Source organism: Allobosea sp., from assembly GCF_030694325.1.
Taxonomy (GTDB): Bacteria; Pseudomonadota; Alphaproteobacteria; order Rhizobiales; family Beijerinckiaceae; genus Allobosea.
This window is the reverse complement of sequence record NZ_JAUXYO010000260.1, coordinates 1-3,154: the sequence shown is the minus strand read 5'-3', so window position 1 is coordinate 3,154 and position 3,154 is coordinate 1. Positions and strand designations below refer to the sequence as shown.

The following is a 3,154-nucleotide window of genomic DNA, read 5'->3' as shown; positions in this document are numbered from 1 at the left end:
TCCTGGATTTCCAGGATCTGCATCACGTCGGGCATATCGACCGGATTGTGAATCTCGATGTCTTTGCCGTTGCGGAGCTTCATCTTGTAGATGACCGACGGCGCGGTCGCGATCAGGTCGAGGTTGAACTCGCGCTCCAGCCGCTCCTGGATGATCTCCAGATGCAGCAGGCCGAGGAAGCCGCAGCGGAAGCCGAAGCCGAGGGCGGCCGAGGTCTCCATCTCGTAGGAGAAGCTGGCATCGTTCAGGCGCAGCCGGCTCATGGCGGCGCGCAGCGTCTCGAAATCGGCGGCGTCGACCGGGAAGATGCCGCAGAACACCACCGGCTGCACCGGCTTGAAGCCCGGCAGGGCCTGCGGCGTCGGGCGCTTGTCGTCGGTGATGGTGTCGCCGACCGCGGTATCGGCGACCTCCTTGATCGAGGCGGTGAAGAAGCCGACCTCGCCGGGGCCGAGTTCCTTGACCTCGGTCATCTTCGGCTTGAACACACCGACGCGGTCGACGCCATAGGAGGCGTTGGCGCGCATCATCTTGATCGTCATGTTCTTCTTCAGCACGCCGTCGATGACGCGCACGAGCACGACGACGCCGAGATAGGCGTCATACCAGGAATCGACCAGGAGGCACTTCAGCGGGGCTTCGCTGTCGCCCTTGGGGGCCGGCAGCTTCTGGACGATCGCCTCGAGCACGCCCTCGATGTTGAGGCCGGTCTTGGCCGAGATCGGCACGGCCTCGGAGGCGTCGAGGCCGATCACGTCCTCGATCTGCTGCTTGATGCGCTCGGGCTCGGCGGCGGGCAGGTCGATCTTGTTGAGGACGGTGACGATCTCGTGGTTGGCGTCGAGCGCCTGGTAGACATTGGCCAGCGTCTGCGCCTCGACGCCCTGGGAGGCATCGACGACGAGGAGCGAACCCTCGCAGGCCGCCAGCGAGCGCGAGACCTCATAGGCGAAGTCGACATGGCCGGGCGTGTCCATCAGATTCAGGATGTAATCCTTGCCGTCCTGGGCGCGATAATCGAGCCGGACCGTCTGCGCCTTGATGGTGATGCCGCGTTCCTTCTCGATATCCATCGAGTCGAGGATCTGCTCGCTCATGTCGCGGGCGGCGACCGTGCCGGTCTGCTGAATCAGACGGTCGGCGAGCGTCGACTTGCCGTGGTCGATATGGGCCACGATCGAGAAGTTGCGGATGTTGTCGAAGGTGCGCGTGCTCATGCGCGGGCCATAGCAGCGAAGCCCCAGCGCGCCAAGGGTTTGCCGCAAAACCGGCTATTCCGCCGCAGCCATCCGATGGCCGGCGGGGGCGGCCTCGCGGGCCCAGGTCAGGGCACGGTAGTCGAAGCCCGCCTCCAGCGTCGGCTTCACCACGGCGAAATACGGAGAAATGTCGAAGTCGCGCGGCATGTAGAGCGAATGATGGCGGATGTGGAGGATCTCCTCGAAATCCGCCTCCTCCATGGCGCGCGCATATTCGATCGTCGGCAACACCGGGTAGCGCGCCGCCTCGAAGGCCTGGGCGATCAGCGTCGAGCAGATCGCCCGCGTCGGATCGCCGGAGCCCAGCGCGATCATGCGCCGGCGCCAGGATTTCGGTGCCCAGGGCAGCGGAATCAGCCAGCGCATCAAATCGAGGATGTTCTTGAGGTCGTACTGGGTGCCGAGCCGGCCGAGAACATGGTCGACGACCACGTCGCGGCCCTCGGCGTCGAGCGCCAGCGGGCGGCAGATGCGGGTGCCGAAGGCGCCGTATTTCGACAGCGGCGAGAGCACGCAGCCGACATCCATCTCGACCTCGGCCAGGACCAGCGGCTCGCCATCCTCGGTGAACTGCCCGGTCTCGCCGACATAGAGCGCGGCATGGGACCAGGTCGACTGCGTCAGATACTTGATCGCGGCCGAAACCTTCATGCCGCCCTCGACCAGCAGAACATCGCCAGGCCGCAGCGCCGAACGCAGCCTCGCCAGGGCCTTGGCGTCCGCGGCGCGCGGCTGCGCACGCCCGCGGGTGATGAAGCCGACCACGGCTCTGCCGAGCCACTCCAGACCTCGATTCATGGCCGTTCCCCTCGACCAGCGCCTTCCGGGCGTCGTTCCCGGCATTGGAGCCGTGTTTCCCTGCCGTTTCGCAAAGATCGACCCGGTCGCTGGCGGGAAGCTGGAATCGTGGTGAAATCCGCGTTGACGGGTCGCGCAGGGCCGGAAGGCGACAGCGAGAGGAAAGACAGTTGATTTCTGATATAATGGAAATATTCTCTCTTCATGGATTCTGTCTTCGACATCGATCTGGACCGTCGCCTCGGTGCCCGTCTCAAGGGGCTACGTCAGGCCCGCGGACTGACACTGGACCAGCTCGCGGATCGCTCAGGCGTCAGCCGCGCCATGATCTCGCGGGTCGAGCGCGGCGAATCGAGCCCGACGGCGGCGCTGCTGGACCGGCTCTGCGCCGGGCTCGGTGTGCTGCTCTCCGCGCTGTTTCGCGACGAGGCGCAAGGCGGCCCGCTGGCGCGGCGGGGCGACCAGCCGGTCTGGACCGATCCCGACAGCGGCTATGTCCGGCGCAGCGTGTCACCGGCCGGCACGGGCTCCCGGTTCGAAATCGTGGAGGTCGAGATGCCAGCGGGGGCGCGCGTCCTGCTCGACGCGCCGCGCGGCGGCTTTCGGCTCGACCAGCAGCTCTGGCTGCTGGAGGGCGAGCTCAGCCTGTCCGTCGGCGGGCGCGAGCATCGGCTGGCGGCTGGAGACTGCCTCGCCATGCTGCTCGACGGGCCGATCGCCTTCCACAATCCGGGCGAGGTCCCGGCGCGCTATGCGGTGGTGCTGACCGCCGCCGATCTCTGAAGCGGATCCAGGACATGACCAACGACGAAGCGATCACGGTCGAGCAGCTCGATGCACAGGCCGCGCAAGCCGCGATCCCGGCGCTGGCCGGCATTCTCGCCGATGCGGTCGAAAACGGGGCCTCGGTCGGCTTCATGCACTGGAACGGGACGCCCGATTACCTCGCGTTCTGGTCGGGCGTCGCGGCCGACGTAGCGGCGGGACGCACGGTCCTGTTCGCCGCGCGCCGAGGCGCAGACGTGCTCGGCACGGCGCAATTGCAGCTCGTCGGCAAGCCGAACCAGCCGCATCGCGCCGAGATCGCCAAGGTGCTG

3 protein-coding genes and 1 pseudogene are annotated in these 3,154 nt (G+C 66.8%); 2 read left to right on the top strand and 2 right to left on the bottom strand.

All coding sequences use genetic code 11. From position 1 onward, the window contains the following. A partial coding sequence (gene lepA, locus Q8M82_RS16785) for a translation elongation factor 4 (RefSeq protein ID WP_305692466.1) occupies window positions 1–1,217 on the bottom strand: 1,217 nt, incomplete at its 3' end. A 54-nt stretch (window positions 1,218–1,271) separates the two neighbouring features. Next, window positions 1,272–2,057, bottom strand: a complete 786-nt coding sequence (locus Q8M82_RS16780; protein WP_305692465.1) for a C40 family peptidase — start codon at window positions 2,055–2,057, stop codon at window positions 1,272–1,274. Window positions 2,058–2,261: 204 nt separating this feature from the next. Between Q8M82_RS16780 and Q8M82_RS16775 the strand changes: the two genes are divergently transcribed. Next, the gene (locus Q8M82_RS16775) at window positions 2,262–2,840 is read left to right on the top strand and encodes a helix-turn-helix domain-containing protein (RefSeq protein WP_305692464.1); all 579 of its coding nucleotides are present in this window, start codon (window positions 2,262–2,264) and stop codon (window positions 2,838–2,840) included. Between the two features lie 14 nt (window positions 2,841–2,854). Then, window positions 2,855–3,154 (top strand): annotated as a pseudogene (locus Q8M82_RS16770) (GNAT family N-acetyltransferase); the annotation flags it as partial.

Bases quoted from the DNA above. Each gene is read 5' to 3' on its own strand.
- Q8M82_RS16780 (WP_305692465.1), bottom strand. From the start codon at position 2,057: ATGAATCGAGGTCTGGAGTGGCTCGGCAGAGCCGTGGTCGGCTTCATC.
- Q8M82_RS16775 (WP_305692464.1), top strand. From the start codon at position 2,262: ATGGATTCTGTCTTCGACATCGATCTGGACCGTCGCCTCGGTGCCCGT.